This window comes from candidate division TA06 bacterium (genome assembly GCA_016208585.1).
In the GTDB taxonomy this organism is placed as follows: Bacteria; Edwardsbacteria; AC1; order AC1; family EtOH8; genus UBA5202.
In genome coordinates this window covers 1-24619 of record JACQXR010000054.1, presented here as the reverse complement: position 1 = coordinate 24619, position 24619 = coordinate 1, and the positions used below count along the sequence as shown (strand labels likewise).

Below are 24619 nucleotides of genomic sequence, written 5' to 3'. Positions count from 1 at the left end.
TTTGCGTGATCAGTCAAAAGGTTTTACCTTATCCCGTATTGTCACATTAACAAAACGCCAAGAACGCATCCTTAAAGCTGTATCTCCTCAGCTCCTCAAAGGACTGTAGTGTATATTTATGCTACGGAATTCAGGTATTTATTACTCGGAGCATATATTAGTGGACATTCCCGATTCTATCAATCCAATATTATTTGCGTATTTCGGGTATTTTGGTGAAAAAAAGTCTACTATTGGTTCGGCTACACTCACCACAAGTATCCGCTCTGAGTAGTATGAAAGGTATTATGTATGATAACCAATTGGTTTAAAGGGTTCGACGCCGCAGTAACGGTCTGCAATGCCCAGGGGATAATCCTGTACATGAACGACAAGGCTACCGGGACGATGGCCAAGTACGGCGGAGCTTCGCTAGTGGGCAAAAGCCTGATAGACTGCCATAGAAAAGCAGGGGGTAAAAAAACTGATCTATCAGGCACCCTGGTTCCAGGCCGGGCAATATGGCGGGCTGGTGGAACTGTCTATGGAGATCCCCTTCGAGATGCCGCATTTCATCAGACAGTAATATTTTGAAAAATATATTGATTTTGAAGTATTTTAAGGGTATAATTATCCGATAACGGTTTGATTTAAAGTTCCGGCATTATCACCCTAAAAAAACACTAAAAAGGAGGTCGCCATGAAAAAACGGAATCCCATAGCTGTCCTGCTTCTCCCCTTCGTGACTTTCGGGATCTATAGCCTGTACTGGATGGTGCAGACCAAGATCGAAATGAACGTCAAGGGAGCTAAAATACCCACCGCTTGGCTGATCATCATTCCCCTGGTCAACCTGTGGTGGATGTGGAAATATTCTGAGGGCGTAGAGGTAGTAACCGGGGGAAAGACTTCCGGAGTGCTGGCCTTCATCCTGTTGTTCCTGCTGGGCATGATCGGCGCTGCCATAGTTCAGGATTCATTCAATAAGAACGTAGCCTGATCTGCTCCGCTTAAGTATCCCCGAAACTACAAACATCCGCTTTGTCCTTATTTAAGGCAGGGCGGATGTTCATTTATGGCGGCTATTATGATTTGCAAGTTGACTTTGACCAAGGTTTAAAAGTATAATCAAAGAATGATCTGGGCGCTGATAATCATATTGCTAACGGCCGCTTTGTCCCTGGGCTGGCGGGAACGGCCCGGGCTATCCCGGCAAAAATGGGCGGTGCTTTTGGCATTAAGGCTGGGGGCAATTATTATTTTAGGCCTGGCCCTGCACGGCTTGTTTCCCCGGCTGTGGGATCGGGAAAAACAAAGCCTGCTGATCTTGGCCGATGCCTCCCAAAGCATGACCCTGAATGACGGCCAACCCCAAAGCCGCTGGCAGAGGGCCATGTCTATCGCTTCCGCCCTGAGGCTGCCGGGAAGCAGAATAACCGTTTACCGGACTACCGGCGATGGGCTGAAGGAAGGACTGATTGACAGTCTGATAAAGCCGTTGGAATATACCGATTTGTCCGAGGCCCTTTTTTTAGCGTTCCGAAACAAGCCCGGGGCCATCCTGCTTTTATCGGACGGGAATCACAACCGGAGCGATGATCCGGTCAGGGATGCGGCCGCCGGCATTCCCGTTTATGTTATCGGATTCGGTCCGGCCGGCGGGGTTAAAAATGCTTTGATCTCCGATGTCTGGAGCGATAACGAAATCGAAGCCGGCCAGACGGTCGAGATCAGCCTGAGCCTTAAGGGGATGCTGACCGGAGGCTGGGTCAGCCTATGGGAAAATGGCGCCAAACTGGCTGAAAAAAGATTTGATCTGAGCGGCGATACGGTGGCGACCTTCACGGTAATTCCCAAGCCCGAGGGCATACACCGTTACACGGCGGTTTTGGAAAATTCAGACAAACAAAAATTAGACCAGGCCGCCGCTGTTATCAGCGTGGTCAAGAAAAACTTCAACCTAATATTCATCTGTTCAACCCCCGAATGGACATTAAAGTTCTGGTTGCAGGCAATAAGCCTCAATCCCTCTTACACCGCTGATCTTCTGATAAAACAGGGGACGGGATGGCGGATGATATTTCCCAAGGGGCAGGATTCTCCGGGCAATCTTGATTCACTGGATAAATATGATGCCATTATACTGGGAAACATAAAACCGGGAGATCTTCCGGCGGAAACAGAACTGCGGGTCGTCAACCTGGTCCGGCAAAAAGGGCGGGGGTTGTTCTTACTGGGCAGTTTCAGCCAGGGCGGGATCATCGGACAGACGGCCCCCATGTTTTACAGCCGGGAGATCAAACCCACCGTTGGAACGCCCTGGCCGGCCCCGGAGCTTTTTAGCACCGGTATGCTGGAGGCCTCCAAAGAGCCGGATTTTAAGAGACTGCCGCCTTTGAGCCTGAATAAAGATTACAGTGTCAGAGACAAGATGGTCCTGCTGCTGGCCAGCCTGCAAACTTCCGACAAAAAGAACCATCCCCTGTGGGCCAGGGAAACTGAAGGCGCCGGCCGAATAGTGCAAGTCGCCGCCGAAGACCTTTGGCGCTGGAAGCTGGCGGCCGCCGGAGCCGGGCGGGATATCGCCCTGTTCGGGGAAATTGTTCAAAGCAGCCTGCAGTGGATCTTGGGCCGCGAAGGATCCGGTTTCGAAGCCGGCCCCGGCCGGATACTTAATGTTCAGGGACAGGATATCAAATTCAACGGACGGTGGAAAAATTACTCCCGGCAATCGGGACAAAACGCCAAGTGGTCGGTTATTATTGCCGACAGCTCCGGACATAAAAAAACTTATAAACTGGCCGACTGGGGAAACGGCGATTTTGTGGCGGAACTGGGAACCCTTCCATCCGGGCAATATTCATACACCACCGGACTGGAACTTGGCGGAAAGCAAATATATTCGGCTCGGGGGAAAATTTTTGTGGAGCCGGGCCGGGATGAACTGCGGGATTACCTGCAAAACGTCGGATTGCTAAAGTCAATGGCTGCGGCCAGCGGGGGACAATACTGGGATGAAAATGATATTCCGGAAAGCAAAGACTGGAGCAGGAAAATAAAGCTCCCCGGTTCCCCAAGTTCATCCGGTCAAAATCCAACCGGCAGCATACTGGCCATCTGCCTGCTTTTGGCGGGGGAGTGGTTCTTACGCCGGAAATGGGGAAGGGTTTAAAACCAGAACTTTCCAGAAACTATTAAGTTGTTCACAGCGCGAAACACGCGAAAACCCAATACTTATGGCTATCCGTCAAAAATCTAAATATCAAGCATAAAACATGATTCCGCTTAAGGACGACATAGTTTCCTCGCGCTTTCCAATAGTCAACACACTGCTGATAGCGGCCAATGCCTTGGCATTTTTGTTTGAGCTGAGCCTGGGGCCGGGCTTGAGCCGGTTCATTCTCCAGACGGCCACAGTGCCGGAGCAAATGCTGATGGAAGGAGTCCCCGGCTGGCCCAGCATAATCTATTCCATGTTTCTGCATTCCGGTTGGGCTCATTTTCTGGGCAACATGCTATATCTTTATATCTTCGGGGATAATGTGGAGGACGTGCTGGGGCATTTCAAATATCTGGCCTTCTACCTTTTATGCGGGTTCGGGGCGGCCTGGGCGCACATCATCACGGAGCCGGGATCGGCCGTTCCCGTGGTAGGCGCCTCCGGGGCCATAGCCGGAGTGCTGGGGGCGTATTTTCTCCTCTATCCCAAGGCCAGGGTCTTGACGCTGGTGTTCTTCGGTTTCTTTGTCCGGATCATCAAGATACCGGCCCTGGCAGTGCTGGGTTTATGGATAATCCTTCAATTAGTGTTCGGCCTCGGCAGTCTGCCCCAGCGGGGCCAGGGCGGCGGGGTGGCCTGGTTCGCCCACATCGGAGGGTTCATCTGCGGAATGGGGCTTTTATTTGCGATGGGAGGATGGAGAAAACGGCAGAATTATATTGCAAAAAGCGGCGGATTTTGGGATAATTAAAAATCAATTGTCACTTATGCAGCCGAAACCCGATTGTCGGTTGAGAAAATGATGATTAAAATAGAAAGAACTATGGCCAGGCTGAACTGGAAACAGTTTAAAAAATTAGTGCCCGGCAAAATCAACCGGGCGCTGCTTCCGGTGGGAACCATAGAAGCCCACGGGCCGGGGGCGCTGGGAACCGACGCCATCATCCCGGAGTATATCTGCCAAAAACTGGCCGGGCCGCTCAACGCCTTGGTGGCGCCCACCATTCCCTACGGTCTGACCCGATCGCTGATCGGTTTCCCCGGCTCGCTGACCGTTTCTCCGGAAACCCTGACCGCCTATCTAAAAGAGACCGCCCTGAGCCTGGCCAATGCCGGCTTCAAGTACATCATCATAATGAACGGCCACGGCGGGAACAATGATTGCCTGAAGCCGGTGGGTCCGTATCTGTGGCAGCAGCAGAGGGCCAGGACGCTGACCATACACTGGTGGGAAGCTTCATCCCAGGCCGGCAAAAAATATTTTAAGGGAACCGGACATGCCGGAGCCGACGAACTGGCGGCCTTAATGGCGGTGGATCCTGGCTTGGTTTCCAAGGAAGATTACCAAAAACAAGAGGTCGGCGATTATCCGCCGGGGATGTCGCCCTATCCCTTTCATGCCGCGATGATCTTGAACCAAAGGGGCCTGGGTTATCCGGTTTTCGACGCCCCCAAGGCCCGCAAGTACATGGGTGAAGTGATCAAGATCATCTCAGATGAAGCCAGAACAATATTAAATGCCTGGGAGAAATTAGACTGATGGCGGATATTTCCGTACAGATTGCCGAACTGGAAAAGCAGGCGGCCCTGGCCGGGCGCTATTTCGGCAAGCTGGAAGAAGCCTGGGGCAGATCGGCCGAGGCCCGTAATCTCCTGAAGGGATTGGAAAATTACCTGAATGAGAACCAGATTAACGCCGGTTTCCTGAAAATATTTTCCGAAGGCCCCGAGCCGGGAGTGATCTACGTGGAATTGCCCCGGGGCGCTCGTGATTTTCACGGCCAGGCCGCCCAGTTGCTTCTGGACTGTTGTCTGGCCGAATTTACCGGCGGCGGCGAAGGATCCTGGTCAAAATGGCGGGAGTTCGGACAGAATATATATTACGGGATCATCGAAGAACTGTATTCTAACTTTGTCTCTTCTAAGGCCCATCTGGCGCTGGTTTTTGAATTATCATACCGGCAGCTGATGTTGGAAGCGGCTCAGGTTTGGTGGGATGGCCAATCGGAGCAGGCTCTCCGGCTCAGGCCGGCCATAGACCGCAGGCTGGGGCTGGAGATCACCGGACTGCTTAAACCCCTCAGACAAAAGGTGCTGTCCCCTAAACGGGTGGGAACCGGTATGCTGGATAATCTTACCGACCGGTCCTGGGATGCCCCGATCGGCCCCGAGGGCGGCCAGGCCAAAGAGATGTCCTTCCTGCTTTGGGAGCATAACCTCAATCCCTGGCTTTTTACCAGGATATTCTATCTTTTATATACCGACCAGATCAAGGCCGAAGAGGAATTGCTATGGGAAAAAATAAATTCCGCTAACGTCACCAAACCGGAAGAGATCATCAGCTTAATAACCGAAAAACTGCCCCAGGCCTCGGAGCTGGCAGTCAAAGAGATCCAAAAACTAGTGATCAAAAAATCCCTGGAGCTGGAAACACGGGTCAACACCGAGCTGCTGGAGATGCAGAAATATTCGGCCCGGATAAAAAAACAAACCCAGGACCTGGTGATGCAGAACAATGCCGAGATGAACAAGGCAGTGGATGGCAAATTCAGCTCCGAAAGCCTGATCACCCTGTCGGCCAAAGTTAGCGACAGCCTGGTCCAGTTCCAGCGGGGATTGTTTTCCCAGCTCTGGCACCTGGGGGACCTGGAACGCAAGGAACGCAACCTGCAGGGTTATCTGGAGAAAACCAGATACCTGCAGAAAATGCCGTCCAAAGAGCTTTTAGCCATGCTGACCTCAAAGGCCCAAGATCCCAGCCTGAACCTGCAGCAGCACCTGACCCAGTTCAAACTGTATTCGCTGCACATCGATAATAAATGGGAGGAATGGTCCCAGAAGCATTCCCAGGAGCTGATGGAGCTGTTTTACCAAGCGGTGAATCTGGCCCAGGGCCGGGTTGGCCCACTGGAAAGGGACTTCCCAAAGCGTAACCCCAAAGATCCCCAGTACCAAAAGGTCAAACAGGAGTTGGAGGAAGCTCAGAACGACCTCAAGGCACTGGAGGGGCTGGTGGAAGAGAGGGGCGGCGGCCGGCTGTACCATGTGGAGCGGATAATCACCGGTTACCGGAGTTTCCTCAAGGAAACGGCCGAACCACTGATCTTCTGCCGCCGGCTCTCGCAACTGGTCAAGCTTTGGCCCCCGCTGCTGGTAAAAGATCCGCCCCTGATGCGGCAGCAGGAGTTGTTCGATGAGGTCCGTTACCTGAATGAGTCCTTAAAGAACACCTCCCGTCACTGCATCATGGCCGCCCAGGGCAAGGTCTGTTCCCTGCCCCAGTTGGTGGGAGAGCACACCCGGGAGTTGAGGAGTCGGCTGTTAAAACGCTACGGGCGGAACATCGCGGTGATGATGTACGACATCCGGGGCTCCAGTTTTATGAGCGCCAAACTGAACCAGGCCGAGCGGGAAAGGGAGATCAAGAATAAGCTGGGGTACTTGATCGCCCAGGTCATCAAACAGCACGGAGGGATGCTGATCAAGGACACCGGAGACGGGGGGCTGGCCTGGTTCGGCGAGAACGGCCCGGAACTCTACGAAAAATGCTACAAGGAGATGGCCGGGGCCAAGGGGATGCGGATCCGCCACTCCATCGCGGCCGGAGCTGAACTGAACTTGCTTCCCTCGGCCGAGTCCTCCCGGCTGGCGGCCGACTGCGCCTGCCAGATGCTAAAGACCGCCGAGCGGTTCATCCAGGATAATTTTTCCAACTACCGGGAGTGGTTCAAAGAGGCCAAGGAACGGGAGATCCTGCACCAGGGTACAAATTATGCGGTGCTTCCTCCGGAATTCAAGGCTCTGTTCCGGCTGGGGGTGGGGATCTGTTCGGGCGAGCCGGGGCGCGAGGTCTCCTTGTCCTTTAACGCCGCCGGGGACCTGGACCTGTGCGGGACCCTGGTCAACGACGCCAGCCTGCTGACTGCCGGCCGCGATCCCATGCGCTCGGTGGTGATGCTGGACCAGGGGGCCTGTTTCAACCTGCTGTTGAATTCCGAGCGGTTTGAACCCGTTTACCAGAAAGAATTTGTGGCCGGAAACATTTCAGGGCCCGAGGCCTGGGAAAAAAGCCTGTGGGAAGCTTACGGCTTGGCCGGGGCGGTGCTGCCCGACGGCCATTATCATTTCCCGGCGGCAGATTTTGAGATCATGCGGGTGGGGCTGAAAACCGCCATTAAAAGCGAGAATGAGAAAAGCCAAAGCCTGAAGTTCGGATCGGTCTCCGGCAGCCTGGCGGTGGGCGATGAAGGCTCATTGTATCAGATGGAGGACCGGGCCGAGGTCAAATTAGTCTACGAATTAAAACCCAATCTTTAAAAGTATCACGAAGACTGCCATGGCCAAAATTTTGATTGTGGATGAGGACCGGCTGTTTGCCCTGACCGTGGTCCACGTGCTTTCCCGTTACGGCCACCAGGCGGTGCTGGCCGACAAGCCCTCCAAGGCCGCCGGATGGCTGCAGCAGGAGGACGCCGACCTGCTGCTGATGGAGGCCGAGCTGGCCGGGCGCAAGGGGTTGCAGCTTTTAAAGGAACTGCGGCAGTTCCGGCCCGATGTCCCGGTGGTACTGTTCGTGGACCGGAGCCTTAGCCCCGAGGCCCGGGGGCAGTTGAAAAAAGGGGTTTTCGACTATATCAACAAGCCTTTCGGGCACGAGGAACTGCTGGTTACGGTGGAGCGGGGGCTGGAGCGGCGCCGGTTGGTGCTTTCCAACAAACAATTGTTATCCGACCTGGAACAGAGGGTGCGGGAGCTTTCCACTTTCAACGCGGTAGCCCGGACCCTGAACTCCACCCTCAAGCTCAAAGAAGTGCTGGACATCGTGATGACCAAGATCAAGGATCTGATCAAGGCCGAGGCCTGGTCGATCCTGATGCTGGACGAGGCCAGCCAGGAGCTGGTGTTCGAAGTGGCTTTGGGGGAAAAGGGCGACCAGATCAGGGAAATGAGGCTGGCCATGGGCCAGGGGGTGGCCGGCTGGGTGGCCCAGCAGGGACAGCCGGTGATAGTGCCGGACGTGGCCAAGGACCAGCGTTTTTTTAAGGGGATGGACAACAAGACCGGATTCAAGACCAGATCGATAATTGCCACCCCATTAATTTCCAGGGGCCGCCTGATCGGGGTTTTTGAGATCATCAACAAGCTGGGGCCGGAGCCCTTCAACCAAAAGGACATGGGGCTGCTGCAGACCCTGACCGACCATGCGGCCATCGCCATCGAAAACGCCAGACTGTACGAAAAAGCCCAGAAGCTGGCGATTACCGACGACCTGACCGGGCTTTCCAATTCCCGGCATTGCGACCTGTTCTTTAATAAGGCTCTGGCCGAAGCAAAAAAACAGGGACGGAACCTCTCGGTGCTGTTCATCGATCTGGATCACATGAAGGAAGTGGACGATACTTACGGGCATCTCTTGGGGGGACAGACATTAAAGGAAGTGGCCGACCGGATCGGAGCCCTGGTCAAGCCCCCCGACCTGGCCTCGCGCTATGGCGGCGACGAGTATGTGATCATTCTTCCTTTCAAGGGAACGGCCGAGGCTAAAAGCCTGGCCGAGACTGTCAGGAAAAAAATCGAGGCCGAACCTTTTTTGACGGCCCACCAGCTTTCCTGCAAAATTACGGCCAGCATCGGGATCGCGGTCTTTCCCGCCCATGGCCAGACCATGGACGAACTGCTGTCCAAAGCCGACAAGGCCATGTACCGGGTCAAGGAAACCGGCAAAAACCGGGTCCAGATGGCGGAGTGAAAAATGTCTTATTGTCCTAAATGCCGTACCGGATACCGAGCGGAATCCCAGTCCTGTCCCAATTGCGGCAGCAGGCTGGTGCCGGATCTTCCTCCGGAAGCAGTTTTGAAAACAACCGATCCCTTTGAGGGAAAATCGATCCGGGAAACCGAACTGGTGACGGCCTGCGACCTTCCAGATCGAATGACCGGTCTAAGCCTTTCGGCTCTGTTGGAGGATCACGGGATCAAAAATGCGATCCGCTCGGAGCAGATCGCGATGTATGACGGAGTGGCCATGATGATGAGGCCGCGCTGGGGCCGGCTGCTGGTGCTGGAGGGGGACCGGGCCAGGGCCGAAAATCTGATAAATGACTATCTTTCGGCTCCGGAACATGAAGGTGATGACGGGGAATAATAAAAAAACCGTAAGTGAAAAACTTATGGTTTGTTTCGGAACATTTACGAGATATGGTGCCGGAGGGGGGATTTGAACCCCCATGGCCTTGCGACCACAAAGTTCTGAGCCTTGCGCGTCTACCAAATTTCGCCACCCCGGCATAAACGTTAATTATAAGCCATAACACCAGTTACTGTCAAGAAAAAATGCAAAAATGCAAAAAGACCCCAGCATCCAAAACCGCAGTGCCAGGCATGATTACGAGATCCTGGAATCCCTGGAAGCCGGGCTGGTCCTGACCGGGACCGAGGTCAAGTCAATCCGGCAGGGCCTAGCCAATCTCAAGGAGAGCTACGCCCTGGCCAAGGGGGGCGAGGTCTTTATTTACGGGATGCACATCTCACCCTACGATCACGGCAACCGCTTTAATCAGGAATCGGTCCGGCCCCGCAAACTGCTGCTGCATAAGGCCGAAATCAAAAGGCTTTGCTCCAAGACCCAGGAGAAGGGGTTGACCCTGATTCCCCTGTCGCTGTATTTCAAAAATGGAAGGGTCAAGGTCCAGCTGGCCCTGGGCAAGGGGAAAAAGTTTTACGATCGCCGGGAGGATATCAAGAAACGGGAGGTGGAACGGGAAATGAGGGCGGTAAATAAAAGAGCGCATCGGGAATGATGCGCTCTTTTGTCGTTCAGGGGGATTGCCTAATAAGGCCAATTCTCTAATTCTTTCCCTTCGGGTCACCATTACCCTGGAGCCATAGGCGGAGAGGAACGGTCAATCTGTTCATTATCCTGATCAGCAGAGTGGAGAACCGGTTCGGGTAGTGCTTGGAAAAATACCGGGCCAGGCTTTGGTGGGAACTGATGATCATGGCTTTTTTAACCCGGCGGGTGCTGACTCCGTGGTGATGGTAAACTTTTGCCTGGGGCAAGAAGTAAAGTCGGCCGCCGGCCCGGCTGATCCGCAAGCACCAGTCCACTTCGTTGAAGAACATGGAAAAATTTTCTTCATCCAGCAGGCCCACCTTATCCAGCACCACTCTTTTCACCATCAGGCAGGCTCCCATGGGCTGGTCCACCCGGGCCGGCGTCAGATGATCGAAATATCCCATGCGCCACCGGCCAAAGGTTTTGCTTTTTGGAAAAAGCCGGGAGAGGCCGGTGAACTCGTAAAACATGATCCGGCCGTCGGGAAACTGGCGGCAGGAACGTTGGACCGAACCGTCCAGGTTCAAAAGCTGGGGACCCAAGGCCCAAATTTTGGGATGCTCAGCCAAGAATCCGGCCATGGACTCAAGAGCTCCCGGGGTAAGTACGGTGTCGGGATTCAAAAGCAAGATAAAATCTCCAGCGGCCCGCTTTAACCCCTGGTTCGCCGCTCGGGCGAAGCCCAGATTTTCCTGGTTCCCAACAACCTTGATCCTGGTTCCATACTCCCGCAGGACATCCAAAGTGGAGTCCTGTGATCCGTTGTCAACGGCGATTATCTCCAGGTCCTGTCCCTGGGAAAACAGGGAATCCAAACAGGGGCGGATGTAATCCCGGCTGTTCCAGGTCACTATTATGACGGAAAGATTTGTCATTTCAAGGGCTCAAAAGATATCTCAAACCCCAATAAATTATTCCCACAATGATGAATATGATAAGAAAAACAGCGAAGAATCTTTTCTTAATCAAAGTTTGGGAATTCTGAATAGACGAATCCCCGGCAAACAGGGTCGCTGCGCTAATAACTAAGACCGGGGTAAAAGGCAGGAGATAACGGGGCTGAGAAAAAAACAGACAACACACGCCTAGGATGTAAAACAAAATCCCCTGCCATAAAAATCCGTATTTAAGTTTGATCAGCCCCCATAGTCCGGCGAAAGCCAGGGCCAGGGGATAAAACCCCAAAAGACCTGCTGTCAAAATAAAGAATTTATTCCCGGTGTCCAGGCTTCCGGCCCACATCAGGCTGCCGTAATCGGGCATGAAAAGCCACCAAATCTTAAGGCAGCTGTGCCCCAGCTCTTCCGCAGGATGCATAAGCGCATATTTAAATCCATCCCGGTAAGCCATGGTCGATTGGGCGTTTTCATCGGCTTGTTGAATTGACAGCGGCAGGTTGCCGGTGGCCTGAAAGCCTCCGGTTGTTTTGGGATTATGCCCGATCCAAAAATTTATGCCGCCGTTGCTGGAAACGGGAATCAACTTGTGGAAAACCCTGTAATTGCGCAACGTCCAAGGGGCAATTATAATTGCTGAAATAAACAATGTCAACAGCAAAGGCTTGAAGCGTTTCGGCGAGAGCAAAATAAAAAACGCCGGCAACATGATAAAAAACGGGCGCACCAAAATGCCTGCTCCGGTAAAAAGCCCCAAGAGCCCGGCATCTTTGAAACTTGATGACTCCTGAACCCTGCAATAAAACAGGAGGCTGCCGGCAAAAAGAGCCACAAAAAGGGTTTCTGTCAGTATCAAATTGCAGTAAAAGATATGATAGGGATGGACGGCCAGTAGCAAAGAGGTCCAAAGCCCGGCCTTGGTCCCAGCCAGTCTGCACCCGATCAGAAAGGCCAACCATACTGAAATCAGGCCCAGGGCCACCTGAAAAAGTTTTACAGCCAGCAAACTAAAACCAAGGGTATAAAGTCCGCAAAGCAAAAGAGGATAGCCCGGTGGCCAATAAGCGGTGGCCGTGCCGTCGGCGTATGAATAGGTGCCAACCTCAATCAACGAACGGGCCAGTTGGTGGTACATAATTCCGTCGGAGACCGGCGGCTGGTTGTTCCAGCACACCGGCACCAGCCTTAAGACCAGGGCCAGAAGCATAACGGCCCAAAGATATTTTGTTTCCTTTAGCTTCATAGATGTATACAACAGCTCGGGTTAATTGCGGCATTAAGCGCAGTTACAGCCGCCCAATCGATCTAGGTCAAGTTCAATGCGATAAACAGGGCAAAAGCCTATTAATACTTCTGCATTATCAGGATTCTTTTCAAATGGCAGCAGGCGTTTCGTACCAGTTCTTTTGAGTCCAAAATAGATGAAGCCCATAACCTGCAAAGATGCAAATAATGGGCATTATCGGATGCCTTAAGCGACTTTGTCCAACAAATCCCCCCGAAAGAATTATAAAATATAATGTCACAGTTAAAAGCAATAAGACCGGACCTTGGGCATGGATTTTACGTTTTATAGAAGGATAGATTGATAAAAATAAGTACAGGGCAAGAACCAGATCAAGGAAAACAGCAAGGGCTGTAAAAACAGGATTTTTTACAAGCACGTAAATAATCCGCGACAGGGGGGCAAGCATTCCCAACTGGTCATCCATTTTGCCGGGCAGGTATTTCTTAAGGTTGAATAATTTAATAAACTCGGTGGCGCCTGGTCCGATCAACGTCCGGAGCATTCCCTTAACATGGAGCCAGGTGAAGAATGGGATATCGCGGCTGATGGCAAAAAGTGCCTGGCGCTTCATCTGTCTTAAAGCAGCGCCTTGGCTGTCACCAGGCAGTTCGGATTGGGCCCGACAGAAATCTTCATAGCTTTGCACCTTCATTTGCGCTTTGATCTCGGTGTATTCGCGGCCTGGCTGGTGTGCCATGATTGCCGGCATGGTGTGAAAATATAGATTGCAATCGGCAATTGCCGAAAACCCGGAGTAACCAGCCTGTCGGCTGTTCCGAACCTGCCAGGGCAGCAGCAGCCCGTAGGAAAGCAGCAAAAAAAGAAGCAGCGGAGGAAAGAAAACTGACCAAAACCGGTGTCGGATGTGCGAATTAATGCCAATAAACAATGCGATCAGGAATGGAAGGTAATAGCCGATAGGACGGACATAGGCTAAAGCGGTTCCGGTGGCCGCCGCCGCAAGCAAAAAGCGGAGTCTTGGCCTGGTCAGGTATAAAATGAGAAGATAAAGGAGGCCTGCCAGCAGAAAAGCGAAGAGGGTTTCGGTCATGAGTTTTGCAGAATAAAGCACCGATTGGGGCTCTCCGGCATATAAAAGGCTTGCGGCCAAAGCCGCTGGCCGGGACAAAAATATTTTTAATGTAATTAGGTAAACCAGGTATACGGTAAGACAGCTTAAAGTTATCTGAAGGATCAGGGGAATTGCGGTCGGTTGGTTAAAAACTATACCGGCCATCAGAAAAACAGGATAGCCCGGGGTCCTTACGATCTCGGGTGACATCCCGGCGGAGAAGCTTCCATGTTTAAGCAGGAACTGCGCCGGCAGCAGATACGAGGGTGTGTCGGCTGTTGAAAAGACGGAGGATTGGCCGGTTACCGCCAGGGCGGACAGGGGGAGAGCAATCCGTAAAAGCGTTGCCAGTATAATTACCAGCACCAAAGGGTCGGCGAGTATGGTTTTAAATTTCAGCATAGCTGATTTAATAATCCGGATAAATCCTTGGTTATCAAGCAGCGATCGTATTTTTTTAGTCGCTCCGGTCTGATGGTATCAATCGACTTACCTTGCTGCCAGGCCTTTATCTGAGAAACCAAAAAAGCAGCTGATTGGGTGTGATCGTCAGGGGAAAAACATTGTCCGGCCCCGGCTTCTTTTATGATATCCTGAGCGGCTCCTTTAGGAATGGAAGCCAGTATGGGCTTTTGGGCTCCCAGATACTCAAACAATTTGCCGGGAGTAACATTGGCGGTCTCTTCCGGGCCCATCACCAGCCACAACAGGTTGGCCTGCATCAAAACGGACACGCTTTCCCGGTGGGGCAGGTATCCCCAGAAATCAATTTTATCGGCGAACCCTGAACCTGCAACCAGTGCAGCATCACCCGGACGGAAAGTGCCGACAAAAGATATTTTAAGCTTGTCCAATAATATCGGGTTTTGGTCTTGCAGTATTTTCAGGGCTTCCAACAGCGGCATGGGGCTGCGGTTTTTAATGAACGTTCCGGCATAGGCGATCCGGAAGTTTTCTCCGCCGGTCCGAGCTTCTACCGCAAAGTCCGCCGGGTCGTAGCCGTGGGAGATCAAGCGGAACTTGCCAGGGGCAACATTCGGATGAGCCCGGCGGAGGCCATTTATTATTTCGTCATTGACTGCGATCACCGCATCAGAATTTTTCAAAACCCAGGCCTCCAAACCCAGGTCAACATGATGATGGAACGGCGTAGGGTGACTGGCCCAGGTGTAATCGGTCCAAGCATCCCGAAAATCTGTTACCAGAGGTTTTTGGAGGAGTTTTTTCAGAAACACTGCGGCCAGATGAGATGAATAGGGCGGGGCCGTGGAGTATATGGCATCGATATTATTCAGCCGGGAAGCCTGCAACGCGGCTTTCACCGCAAAAGGCACCCAGCCCAGCTTGTTGTCGGGAATGAACCAGCGGTTAATGCTGGAGCCAAGCTCAGGGCTGTTTGTCAATGACGGCCGACGTTTTGAAGGTAAAAAATAAAGCGGGTCCAGCGAAAAAGTAGGGAAAACTCTGGCCTGCTTGACCTCCTCGCTTAATGAGGGATCATAAACGTAACTGCCGCGGGGATGAGGAGTGATAATCATCGGGTTCCAACCGAACTGGGGCAGGTATTTGACGAACTTGACGGTTCGCTGAACCCCGCTTAATCCCAAGGGCGGGTAGTAGTAGCTTAATATCAAAAGGTTTTTCATGGGTCAGCGGATGACGGCCAATTTGCAGATGGTTTGTTTGAAGCCCGGGGCGCTGATCTGGCAAAAATAAAGTCCGGAGACAAGTTTTGATTTGATATCTTCAGGGTTAATAACTAAAATATGCTCCGGCCCATCCGGCCCGTCGAAGGTTCCTAAAAGCCGGCCGTCTATGGTGAATATCCTCACCACTGCTTGGGAAGGCAGGTTGCTGAAATATAAGTAAGGGTCCTGGCCTGGCCGGTAGGGGTTGGGGGCCACATTGACCGAAAGCGCCTGCCGGGGTAACACCAGGTTGTATTTTAAAAGACTCAGGCCCTTTCCGGTGGCAAGGTAAATGCCGTCGGTCTGTTCGTCAATCGGGGCGATGGCAATTTCGTGGATATTGTCGCTGACCAATCTGGAGCCGTTGTTTCCCAAGTCTCGTTGAGTATAGGCCAGCACCTGGCCGTCCCAGGTTATAAGATTCAGGCCGTTGGCGGTGCCGATCCATTTGTTGTTGGCCCGGTCGATTTTTATGGATATGATTGTTCCGGAAAGCAAAGTGTGGGAATAGTGTGATATCTTGTTCCCATCATAATAGAACAAACCGTTCGCGGTACCGATCCAAAGCCGTCCATTATTATCGTAGGACAATGCATTTATGGGACTAGCAGGCAGCCCTGAATTGGTTTCATTGAAATTTTGCCAAAGGCCATTGGTTTTTCTATTGTAAAGCCCGGCTGCATTTGTGCCAATCCACAGGGTCCCATTGCGGTCAATGGCCAGAGCGTTGGGGCGCAGAGTTTCCAGAGGACCCCAGTAAGTATGATACAGGGTATCGGCATAACTGTAAAATGTTATGGGATCCCGGTAGTCATATCCCCACTGGGCCAGATAGAAGCCGTTTTCAGTTAACAGAATGTTTTTTACTACCGGAGCGGGAAGGACCGAAAGATATTGTCGCCACCGGCCTGCCGAATTGTGTATAAAAAGTCCCTGTCCCCAATCCCCGGCCAGCAAACTACTATTTTTATCTACGGCTAAACGTTCCAGTATGGAAAAGGGCATGCCAGTGTTGGACTGTTTATATGATAGCCATTGCCCGCTAAGTAAATACTGAATTTCTTTTTGAGGCCGGGTTATGACGTAAGGGTTTCCGGCTTGATCGCAGGTTACCCGGAAACAAGAATTGCCGTCTATACAATTAAAGCGGTAGGGATGCCAAACATTATCCTGTTGCAGAAAAGCCAACCCCAGTTCGGTTCCGCACCAGAGGCGGCCCAGACCATCAATGGTCAGCGAGTAAGTGCTCGGGCTTAAAAGACCTGATGACAGGGTATCCCATGATCCTTGATGGTAAAGCCGGATGCCGTTGTTGGTGGCGAAGAACAGGGAATCTCCCTTTTGTGCTATATCGCGGACAACCAGCCCGCTTAAATAACCAATGGAATCCCAGGCCGTTCCCACCAGCCGGGTTGCCCCGTTCAATGTTCCGACAACGCTGAGGGTATCAGATAAAAAGATGCATTGGATATTGCGCGAACCAAGGCCGAAGGCCGAGTCCCGATGCCAGGAAAGGGGGCGGTTGTTGATCATCGAATCCACAGACACCCGGGACAGCCCGACATCGGTGGCAATCCAGATAGTATCGTTTCTCTGTTCAATTGCATTAATGGTCTGCAAATTAGGGAATATCAGATTGTTCGCAATACCCGGCCAGGAATCTCCGTCATTGGAAAATGATAATCCCTGTTTGGTCCCGGCAAAGATGTAAGCCCGATAACTGCAGAGGGCGGTGACCGTGTCCGACAGCAGGCCGTCTATGGCGTTGAAAATTCTCCAAGATGATCCGGCGGAATCCAGCCGGGCTATCCCGCTGCCAAAGGTGCCGAACCATTTGTAGCCGTAGCGTCCCAGTGCCAGGGAAGTAAGTTCGACATTGGGAAGTCCGTTGGTATTATCGTATTTTTCAATCAGCGTCGTATCCTGCCAGGAGAATAAAACGGCCCCGCCGGGGGTGGCGCCCCAAAACCGGGGCGAGGCTGAATCCGCTGCCAGTTTTAGCACTTGGTTAAAATTGGTATAACTGGTCCAGTTTTGGGCCAAGGCCGCTGATCCGAAAATAAGAACAGCCAGGATCAATCCCGGTCCGATATTCTTGATGGAAAATCTTTTGCCCATACCTCAGATAATAACCCAACCGGCCCGCCAAAGTCAACAATTTTATGCCGGAATGTTTTCTAATGCAAGTGCCGTTCATCTTTTAGGGCTTAAATATCTTGAAATAATAGGGCTGTTATGTTAACATAAAGTTCAATGGGAATTCAAAACTTTCAATACGATGCAGTGGTGGTAGGGGCCGGACCGGCCGGGTCTCTGGCCGCCGAGTCCTTGGCCAAGTCCGGCCATTCGGTGCTGCTTTTGGAGAAGCACCGGGAGATAGGCATTCCCCTGTGCTGCGCCGAGGCGATCAGTCTGAAAAGCCTGGCGCTTTTCTGCCGGCCGGATCCCAAATGGATCGCTGCGCCCATCAACGGCGCGGTACTCTACTCCCCGGATGGCACCGAGGTGGCGGTGCCCTGGCCCGAAGTAGGATATGTGCTGGAACGCAAATTGTTTGACCGCTGGCTGGCCCAAAGAGCGGCCGAAGCCGGGACGCATGTGTTGGTCAACGCCGAGGCGGTGGGCCTTATCTCAAGCAAAAACGGCGACTTTAGCGGGGTTACAGTTTTATACCAAAATCAGATTCACAATATTTCCTGCCGAGCTATTATCGGGGCCGACGGAGTGGAATCTTTGACCGGGGCCTGGGCCGGCCTGAACACGGCGCTAAAATCAACCGAGTTGCATTCCTGTATGCAATATCTGATGTCCGGCATCGACGGTCCCCCGAACATGGCCCGGTTTTGGGTGGGCAAGGAAATTGCTCCCGGAGGCTACCTATGGGTGTTTCCCAAGGATGCCGGCCTGGCCAACGTGGGACTGGGAATATTGGGCAGCCTGGCCGGACAAAAAAAGCCCGGGGAGTATTTAGACCGATTCTTAATAAAACACTTTCCCAAAGCCCAGATTATCGAAACTATGGCTGGAGGCACACCGGCCCTGGAGGAAGGCCATCCCATGGCGGCAAAGAACGTGCTGCTGGCCGGCGATGCCGCCAGGTTGACCGATCCCCTGTCCGGGGCCGGCATCGCCACCGCCATGGCTTCGGGGCAGATGGCCGCCCGTCAAGTTGCGGAATACCTGAAGACCGGAAATAAAAAACATCTTGAGAATTATCCCAGCCTCTGGTGGTCGGGTCTGTGGAAGGATATAAAATATCACGCCAAGGTGCGCAAGGTCTTTTTAAAATTAGAAGACGATGACATGAACCGGATCGCCAGATTCCTGTCTCAGCTGCTTAAGGGCAAGGAACCCTCAAAAATAAATCCCATAGACGTGGCCAAACAGGTGGTGAGGTCGGATCCGGGCCTGCTGCTGTTGGGAAGGCATCTGCTGTGAAAAAAATATCTATTCTGACATTCGGCCTTTCTGTCATTCTGCTATTACCGGCTTCAATCTTGAACGCTGCGGTCGGAGATGATTTTGACGCCCGGATCGACCGGGGACTGGAGATCCTTTACCAGGGCCAGTATCAGGAAGCTATAGACACCTTTGACGTTTTCATAAGCCAGCATCCCAAAAACCCGGCCGGATATTTTTTTAAGGCCGGGGCCTATCAGCTAAGGTCCATGTCCTACGAGACCCAGGTCTGGGACGATACCCAGGCCTTATTGCTGGATAGTTCCCTGGAACTTTCCCACAAAGCAGTGAATCGGGATCGCCGGGATCCCTGGGCATTCTTCATCCGGGGGGGAACCTATGCCTACCGGGCCGCCATCAAGGCCCGGGCCAAAGATTATTTTTCGGCTTTGAGCAACGGATTATCGGCGGTCTCCGACCTGAACAAAGCGGCAGCCCTGGATCCCCAGCTTTATGACGCCTATCTGGGCATCGGATCGTTCCACTATTTCCGCACCAAGGCCGCCAGCATTCTAAAGTGGCTTCCATTCATCGGCGACAACCGGGAGAAAGGCATCGCCGAAATAAAAACGGCCATGGAAAAGGGGCGCTATTCCAAAGTGCTGGCCCAGAACGGCTTAGCCTGGATCTATCTGGATTATGAAAAATACCCCCTGGCCCTGGAGCAGGCCCAGCAGCTGGAAAAAAGCTTTCCCCAGAACCACATATTTTTCTGGATAGCCCCGGAGGTATACCGGCGGACCAAGCAGTGGGATAAGGGTTCCGCCGGATATGCCCGGCTTTTGAAATTGCTGGATCAAAGCCAGCCGATGAATAATTTCAACCGGGTGTTCGTCGGCAGCCGCCTGGCCAAGTGCTATTATCAAGAGAAAAAATACCGGGAGGCGCTGGAGGCATCCCAAAAAGCTTTGGGCTTGGCTTTGGACGAACGGTCGGCCCAGAGACTGAAGTACGAAAGAGGCAGGGCCTTTGAGGTACTTAAGCAGGCCCAGAAGAAATTAAAGATCAGCCAGTGAAACAAATAACCGTAGCCATAATCGCCAGGGACGAAGAAGCCACCATCGGCCAGGTCATCCTCGGCGCCAAAGGGCATGCTGATGAACTGTTGGTGATAGACGGCGGTTCTACCGACCGGACGGCGGAGATAGCCCGCCGGGAAGGTGTTCCGGTTCTTTCAGACGACGGCCGGGGCAAAGGGGCCGGAGTGCGCCTGGCGATACAAAAGGCCCAAAGCGGCATTTTGGTGCTGATGGACGCCGACGGATCGCACCAGGCCTCCGATATCCCGGATCTGGCCCGGCCGATCATGGAAGGCAAAGCCGACATGATGATAGCCTCAAGATTGCGGGGCGGTTCGGACGAATTCCACGGCACCCTGGACAACATCATCCGCCAGGCCGGCGGGGCTTTCATCAGTCTGCTGCTGCACTGGCGGTGGGGGGCCGATATCACCGATTGCGAGAACGGCTTCCGGGCTATTGATGTTCAAAAAGCCAGAGGGTTGGGGTTGAAATCGAATGATTTTTTGATAGAACAGGAAATGGTGGTCAAGGCCATAAAAAAGGGGCTGGTCATCCGGGAGATCGCCAGCCACGAATTCGCCAGGCAGGGCGGGGTCTCCAAACTGAAGACCACCCAGGGCTGGAAATTCTTATGGCATATTTTTAAGGAGATGGCGTTTTGAATGTCCTGCTGATCAATCCTCCGGCCTATCTTGGCGTGGCCCAGGTGCGGGAGGGACGGTGCATGCAGCGGGCCGGAGCCTGGACCTCGGTCTGGCCGCCGCTTTCCCTGGCCCTGACCGCGGCGGTGCTACGCCGGGCCGGGCATCGGGTGAAACTGCACGATTGCATAGTGGAAAAGATCTCCCGTCCCCGGCTGCTGCAACTTGCCAAAGAATTTAATCCGGACTGGTGCCTGTTCAACAGCGCCACCCCTTCGATCGCTGGCGACATGGAGACGGTTGACGCCCTGGCCCAAGCCTTGCCCCGCTGCCGCACGGCGGCGCTGGGCATTCATCCCACCGCCCTGCCGGAGGAAACCTTCGGCCTTTCCAAAAATCTGGAGGTGATAATAAAAGGCGAGCCGGAGCAGGCCGCCCTGGAGCTGATCTCGGCGGAAAAATTAGATGGGATATCAGGCATCAGCTACCGCCGGAACGGAGAAGTTTTTCATAATTCGCCCCGGGCCGCCATCGAAGATCTCGACAGCCTGCCATACCCTGCCTGGGACTTGATCGACAAAGATCTCTACAAACTTCCCCTTTCCGACCGGCCATTCCTGCTGCTGGCCACCAACCGGGGCTGCCCTTTCAGCTGCCGTTTTTGCGCCGACCATGTCTATTATGGAAAAAAGCTGAGAAAGTTCTCGCCCCGGAGGATCGCGGATGAGATCGAGTACGATATCAATGATATCGGCGTGAAACAATTCCTGTTCTGGGCCGAATCCTTTACCCTGGACCGCGGCCATGCCCTGGCCACCGCCCGGGAGATCATAAACCGCAAGCTTGATATCGGCTGGGTCTGCAACAGCCGGGTGGACCAGGTGGATCCGGAGATGCTGAATAACTTCAAACAGGCGGGTTGTTGGATGATAGGTTTCGGGGTGGAGTCCGGCAGCCAGAGGATGCTGGACCTGATGGCCAAGGGAACGACCATTCAGCAGACCAGGAACGTTGTGAACCTGGCGCAAAAGGCGGGATTGAAGGTCACAGCCCATGTGATGTTCGGCTACCCCGGAGAAACCGGGGAAGAGTTGAGGGCCACCCTGGATTTGGTAAAGGAACTGAATTTCGATTTTGCCCAGTTCTATTCCGCGGTGCCTTTTCCGGGTTCGGAGCTGTACTGGCAGGCCCAAAAAGAAGGATGGCTGGCCAGCCGGGACTGGAGGTTATATGAACAGAACTATTGCGTCATTAAAACTTCTGAGCTTGATCCGCCCGAAGTGGAAGCCTTCAGGAGCAGGGCTTTCCGGGAATTTTATTTGCGCCCCGGTCAGGTGCTAAAGATCATCAGGTCATTAAAGACCGGGACCGCCTGGAAACAGGAATTCAGGGCTTTGTGGCAATTCCGGAATTGGGTCAAATGAACCGGGTAAAAGAACATTTATCGCCTCCGACATCAGCACATTTAAGCCTTTCAGAAATTTCGATCTGATAATTTGCTCCGATGTCCTGGAGCATCTGGATGATTTTAAGCCGCTGTTAAAGAAAATGTCCGAATATCCCGGCCGGCCCAAAATGATCCTGACCTGGCCCAATCCCCGGTGGTTTTTGATTTTGCGGGCCTTGGAATTCTTGAAACTGAAGATGCCCGAAGGCCGGCTTTATCCCAATTATCTGGAGCCGGTCTCGGCAGCCGCCCAAAATTCTGGTTTTTCAATTGTCAGCCAGGGATACAGGCTGCTGCTGCCTTCCAAAGTATTCGGGCTGGGCGATCTCATCAACCGGCTGCACCAAAAAGGGTTTTTATACCGTTGGGGCCTGATACAGTATTTGGTGCTCGATAAAAAATGAACAAGAAATACCTGAGAATAATACTCATCCTGGCCCTGACGGTCATCGCCTACTGGCCGATATTCTCGGCCGACTTCATGTACGATGACCGTTTTTTTGTGCAGGAGAACCCCGGTATCCGGGAATGGCGGAATTTGCCGGAATATTTTGCCAGCCATTCTTCCAGCATTGCTGCCATTAAATGGGAAGGAATCTGGCGTCCGCTGCGAACAGTATCCTATCTGGTTGATTACAAAATATGGGGCCTTAATCCTTTGGGTTTTCACCTGACTAACCTGTTGTGGCACCTGCTGAATGTTGTTATATTGTATCTGCTGCTGAGCCGGCTTTTCAAAAACGAAAACCTTTCCCTGGCCGCCTGCCTGATCTTTGCCCTGCACCCGATCCAGACCGAGGCTGTGACCTGGATCTCCAGCCGGGGAGACCTGATGTTTTTAAGCTGCGGCCTGACGGCCTTCATCCTTTTCATGTCTTACGAAGAATCGCGTAAACATTGGGCTCTTGGGCTTTCATGTTTCAGTTTTATACTGGCGCTGTTGTCCAAAGAAACGGCCATCGTCCTGCCGGCCTTGTTCATTTTATATCGATACATTTTTACCGGCAAAGGAAATATCAGGGAAACGATTTCCCGCTGGAAGCCGGATACTGTTTATTTTCTGATCATCGCTGTTTATTTTGTCCTCCGGCGGCTGGCCCTGGGGATGGTGTCCCAATGCCCCTATTGGGGCGATTCCTTTTGGACCAATCTCTTCACCATGATCCGGGTGGCCTTGGATTATGTCCGGCTGTTGTTCCTGCCTTTGTGGCTGCGGGTGGACTATGTCTATGATCTCTCGACAAACATTCTTGACTGGAGGATTATCGGGTCTCTCGGCATCTTGACGATGATCACGGCCTTCGCCATCCGGGACCTGAAGAACAAAGGATTCCTGGCCTTCGGCTGGTTCTGGTTTGTGATAGGTCTGCTGCCGGTTTCCAACATTTTTCCCATCACAACTTTGCTGGCGGAGAGATTCTTGTATCTGCCATTAATTGGTTTCGCAATCTGGGCCGGATATCTTTGGAGTAGTCTGGGAAACAGAAAACTTGCCGCGGCAATTTTATGGCTGATCCTGCCGGCCATGATGGCCTTAACAATCAAGCGAAACATGGAATGGCGAAGCCCGTTAAAACTCTGGACCGCCGAAACCGCCCGTTCCCAGAACTCGTTTATCGCCCACGACTATCTGGGCAACCTTTATTATCAGAATGGCAACCTGCCGTCGGCCGAGCGCGAGTTCCTTAGGGCGTTAGAGATCGACCCAACTTACGTCAACAGCCTTTACGGACTGGCTTTGGTCTATGTCCAATGGCAAAAATACGACCGGGCCATAATTTACGCCCGGAAAAACCTGTCTTTGGATCCATACCATCATGGTGCCTGGGTGGCGTTGGGCATCAGCTACGGCGGAAAGGGAGATCTTTTTAAGTCTGAACAAGCCTTCAAACAGGCGGTTTCCATTGAACCCGGAAGCAGGGAGGGATGGGCCAATCTGGGTATTATCTACGCCCAACAAATGATTTGGAAAAAAGCCGTTGACGCTTATTCAAAAGCCGTAGCGGTTGATCCCGGAGATTACAGCTTATACAACGACCTGGCCCTGGCCTTAAGCCGTCAGGGCGATGCAACTCGGGCCCTGGATATCTGGCAAAAGGTTCTGGCGTTAAGTCCCGACCATTTGGAAAGCAGGATGAACCTGGCCCAGGCTTTGGAGAAAACTGATCCCGTCCGGGCAGCGGTCCAGTGGGAATTATTTTTGGAGACTGCTCAAAAGTTCGGCCAGCCGGTCAACCGGGAGTTTGTAACCCGGAGAATCAAAGCCTTGCGGAAAAATGAAAAGGAGTGATTTCGTAAAAATATCATTGATGCTGCCGGCTTTGGTGCTTTACGGCTGCGCTCCGCGGTATCTCTCTCAAAAACAGGCGCCGCAACTGGCGCTGATAAGGGTAGCCTTAAGCCGCAATCTTTCCCGGACGGAGATCCGGGGGCGCGATACAGTCTATGTCAGCAACGGCGATCACCAGACGTTGATTGCCCCGGGCCAAAGCTGGAAACTTTTGCCCGCGATTAACGGTCTGATGATTTATACCAGCCAGGGACAAGCCTTCGGCCCGATAAATGGCTTTGTCAGGATTTACTCCAAGTCTCCTTTCTGTGTTAACGACCGGGAATTTTCCGACCCGGCAGAGATAAGGCAGGAAACAGCATCCGGCCTGCTGCTGGTGATGGAGACCGAACTGGAAAAATATCTTTTGGGCGTGGTCGGCGCCGAGTTGGGATCCGGCCGCACCGAGTTGGAGGCCCTAAAGGCCCAGGCGGTAGTCTCGCGCAGTTATGCTTTCACCAAGATCGGGGCGTCGCCGGAGGCCGGCTGGCCGAGACCGACGACACCTCCACCAAGGACGACGACGATGATGTCACTGTTTACATGGTCAATTCCGGGCGGCACCAGATAATCTACAACCAGGGCTTGAGCGGCTTAAAATTTTTCGGACAAATGGGCAGCGGGCCGGGAGAATTACACACTCCGCGGGGCATCGCCGCCACCGAGGACGGAAAGGTCTACGTGGCCGACATGAACAACAACCGGGTGGTCAGCCTGCAAAGCCGGAAAGGGAGCCTCAAATT

At 52.9% G+C, this 24619-nt stretch carries 21 protein-coding genes, 1 tRNA gene and 1 pseudogene; 17 read left to right on the top strand and 6 right to left on the bottom strand.

What is annotated here, in order from left to right:
• The first annotated feature begins 291 nt into the window (after positions 1–291).
• From HY768_04535 to HY768_04500, 8 genes and pseudogenes are all read left to right on the top strand, one after another.
• Positions 292–565: pseudogene (locus HY768_04535) on the top strand (PAS sensor protein).
• Between the two features lie 114 nt (positions 566–679).
• Positions 680–979 carry a DUF4234 domain-containing protein gene (locus HY768_04530; GenBank protein MBI4726483.1) on the top strand — a complete coding sequence of 100 codons (300 nt, stop codon included), beginning with the start codon at positions 680–682 and terminating at the stop codon, positions 977–979.
• Positions 980–1114: 135 nt separating this feature from the next.
• On the top strand, positions 1115–3151 hold the full coding sequence (locus tag HY768_04525; GenBank protein ID MBI4726482.1) for a VWA domain-containing protein: 2037 nt from the start codon (positions 1115–1117) through the stop codon (positions 3149–3151).
• A 103-nt stretch (positions 3152–3254) separates the two neighbouring features.
• Entirely contained in the window at positions 3255–3950 is a 696-nt protein-coding gene (locus HY768_04520) for a rhomboid family intramembrane serine protease (GenBank protein MBI4726481.1), read from the top strand.
• 48 nt (positions 3951–3998) lie between these two features.
• Entirely contained in the window at positions 3999–4739 is a 741-nt protein-coding gene (locus HY768_04515) for a creatininase family protein (GenBank protein MBI4726480.1), read from the top strand.
• Entirely contained in the window at positions 4739–7516 is a 2778-nt protein-coding gene (locus tag HY768_04510; protein ID MBI4726479.1) for a hypothetical protein, read from the top strand. Before HY768_04515 ends, HY768_04510 begins: the two co-directional genes overlap by 1 nt.
• 19 nt (positions 7517–7535) lie before the next feature.
• A complete protein-coding gene (locus HY768_04505) occupies positions 7536–8948 on the top strand; it encodes a diguanylate cyclase (GenBank protein MBI4726478.1) in 1413 nt (470 codons plus the stop codon).
• Between the two features lie 3 nt (positions 8949–8951).
• A complete protein-coding gene (locus tag HY768_04500) occupies positions 8952–9344 on the top strand; it encodes a hypothetical protein (GenBank protein MBI4726477.1) in 393 nt (130 codons plus the stop codon).
• A 54-nt stretch (positions 9345–9398) separates the two neighbouring features.
• Here the strand turns inward: HY768_04500 and HY768_04495 are convergent.
• Positions 9399–9486 (bottom strand) — tRNA-Leu (locus HY768_04495).
• A gap of 54 nt (positions 9487–9540) precedes the next feature.
• Here HY768_04495 and smpB point away from each other — a divergent pair.
• Complete coding sequence (gene smpB / locus HY768_04490; GenBank protein ID MBI4726476.1) at positions 9541–9999, top strand: SsrA-binding protein SmpB; 459 nt, start codon at positions 9541–9543, stop codon at positions 9997–9999.
• Positions 10000–10045: 46 nt separating this feature from the next.
• Here smpB and HY768_04485 read toward each other — a convergent pair whose 3' ends face one another.
• The 5 genes from HY768_04485 to HY768_04465 form a co-directional block, all read right to left on the bottom strand.
• The gene (locus HY768_04485) at positions 10046–10909 is read right to left on the bottom strand and encodes a glycosyltransferase family 2 protein (GenBank protein ID MBI4726475.1); all 864 of its coding nucleotides are present in this window, start codon (positions 10907–10909) and stop codon (positions 10046–10048) included.
• 1 nt (position 10910) lies between these two features.
• Entirely contained in the window at positions 10911–12173 is a 1263-nt protein-coding gene (locus HY768_04480) for a glycosyltransferase family 39 protein (protein MBI4726474.1), read from the bottom strand.
• Positions 12174–12303: 130 nt separating this feature from the next.
• The gene (locus HY768_04475; protein MBI4726473.1) at positions 12304–13455 is read right to left on the bottom strand and encodes a glycosyltransferase family 39 protein; all 1152 of its coding nucleotides are present in this window, start codon (positions 13453–13455) and stop codon (positions 12304–12306) included.
• Positions 13456–13685: 230 nt separating this feature from the next.
• The gene (locus HY768_04470) at positions 13686–14936 is read right to left on the bottom strand and encodes a glycosyltransferase (protein MBI4726472.1); all 1251 of its coding nucleotides are present in this window, start codon (positions 14934–14936) and stop codon (positions 13686–13688) included.
• 3 nt (positions 14937–14939) lie between these two features.
• Positions 14940–17096: a hypothetical protein gene (locus tag HY768_04465; protein ID MBI4726471.1), complete on the bottom strand. Its 2157-nt coding sequence runs from the start codon at positions 17094–17096 to the stop codon at positions 14940–14942.
• 135 nt (positions 17097–17231) lie between these two features.
• On the opposite strand from HY768_04465, the gene HY768_04460 reads away from it, so the two are divergent.
• The 8 genes from HY768_04460 to HY768_04425 all read left to right on the top strand — a co-directional run.
• Positions 17232–18416, top strand: coding sequence for an NAD(P)/FAD-dependent oxidoreductase (locus HY768_04460; GenBank protein MBI4726470.1), 1185 nt, complete (start codon positions 17232–17234; stop codon positions 18414–18416).
• A 59-nt stretch (positions 18417–18475) separates the two neighbouring features.
• Positions 18476–19453, top strand: a complete 978-nt coding sequence (locus tag HY768_04455; GenBank protein MBI4726469.1) for a tetratricopeptide repeat protein — start codon at positions 18476–18478, stop codon at positions 19451–19453.
• Positions 19450–20121, top strand: a complete 672-nt coding sequence (locus HY768_04450; protein MBI4726468.1) for a glycosyltransferase family 2 protein — start codon at positions 19450–19452, stop codon at positions 20119–20121. The genes HY768_04455 and HY768_04450 overlap by 4 nt, the downstream gene beginning before the upstream one ends.
• Positions 20118–21524 (top strand): radical SAM protein, encoded by a 1407-nt coding sequence (locus HY768_04445; protein ID MBI4726467.1) that lies wholly within the window; start codon positions 20118–20120, stop codon positions 21522–21524. Before HY768_04450 ends, HY768_04445 begins: the two co-directional genes overlap by 4 nt.
• Before the next feature lie 124 nt (positions 21525–21648).
• Positions 21649–21951 carry a hypothetical protein gene (locus HY768_04440; protein MBI4726466.1) on the top strand — a complete coding sequence of 101 codons (303 nt, stop codon included), beginning with the start codon at positions 21649–21651 and terminating at the stop codon, positions 21949–21951.
• Entirely contained in the window at positions 21948–23837 is a 1890-nt protein-coding gene (locus tag HY768_04435) for a tetratricopeptide repeat protein (GenBank protein MBI4726465.1), read from the top strand. The genes HY768_04440 and HY768_04435 overlap by 4 nt, the downstream gene beginning before the upstream one ends.
• Positions 23824–24447: a SpoIID/LytB domain-containing protein gene (locus HY768_04430; protein ID MBI4726464.1), complete on the top strand. Its 624-nt coding sequence runs from the start codon at positions 23824–23826 to the stop codon at positions 24445–24447. Before HY768_04435 ends, HY768_04430 begins: the two co-directional genes overlap by 14 nt.
• Positions 24420–24619 (top strand): hypothetical protein (locus HY768_04425; protein MBI4726463.1); only part of this gene is annotated, 200 nt, incomplete at its 3' end. The genes HY768_04430 and HY768_04425, both read left to right, overlap by 28 nt.